Genomic DNA, 850 nt, shown 5'->3' on the forward strand with positions numbered 1-850 from the left:
CTATGACCCGATATAAGCGGGTCATGGAATTGGTGTCAACGCAAAAAACACCACCAACAAAAAAAACAGAGAAACGAAATGCCTGACCTATTCACGCACTGGTGGTTCTGGCTCGTGACCGCCTTGTCATCGCTGGCCGCGTCGTTCGGGCTGGCGGTGGCTATGGTGCGGGCGAAGAGGCGGCGCGATCCGTTTGGGTAAGTTGTCCGGAAATTCCGGACGACTGAAGGTGGCGGCATCCGAAGACGCCGCCAGGTGGAGTGTTATTTCTTGCTCCACTCCCAAGGGCACGGCAGATCGGGAAATTTCTTTCCCTTCTTGATTTCTGCAATACGCCCGGGGTTAACGTCATAATCGGCAGCAATCCGGTTTTGGAACTCTCCGGAACCTATGCGGTTGATAATAACAGCGGCATCGCTCTCTGTTAATTTCCGAGAGGGACGCCTATATTCGGGTATTGAGGCCATTGGTCGGCTTTCATCACAAATAGATGAACCGCCTTGACCGATACCGCTTGACGCTGCATAGGCAGCGCCGTTACGTGTAGTAGCAGTATTTCCACAGGCGGTTCTGACGCTGTGTGGAATTGAAGAGGGACGGGGGCGAATCCGTCCCTCTTCGCGTATCACCCCATGAGATAGCTGAAAATTGACTCAGTACCAAGGGGTTAGAAACATTCTGTTCATGATTGGTTTTGGTTGACGGGCTTCCACCGTCTGCGGCGGCTCCGTCACGGCCCACCTCTGACCAAGGCCGCACGCGGTGTCAGCGCTTCATGCGGCCCGCACAGAATCCCACATCCCACCGACAGAGTACAGAGGAAAACGGAAAACAAAAAAGCCGCCCCGGC

At 54.6% G+C, this 850-nt stretch carries 1 protein-coding gene; it reads left to right on the top strand.

Annotation, left to right across the window (positions count from 1 at the left end; genetic code table 11):
* Window positions 1–78: 78 nt before the first annotated feature.
* Window positions 79–201, top strand: coding sequence for a hypothetical protein (locus tag GVI59_RS19325; RefSeq protein ID WP_277876444.1), 123 nt, complete (start codon window positions 79–81; stop codon window positions 199–201).
* The last annotated feature ends 649 nt before the right edge of the window (window positions 202–850 follow it).

The organism is Acetobacter sicerae (genome assembly GCF_011516765.1).
Lineage (GTDB): Bacteria > Pseudomonadota > Alphaproteobacteria > Acetobacterales > Acetobacteraceae > Acetobacter > Acetobacter sicerae.

What these genes read in the sequence shown, in the direction of transcription:
- GVI59_RS19325 (WP_277876444.1), top strand. Translation starts at nt 79, where the DNA reads ATGCCTGACCTATTCACGCACTGGTGGTTCTGGCTCGTGACCGCCTTG.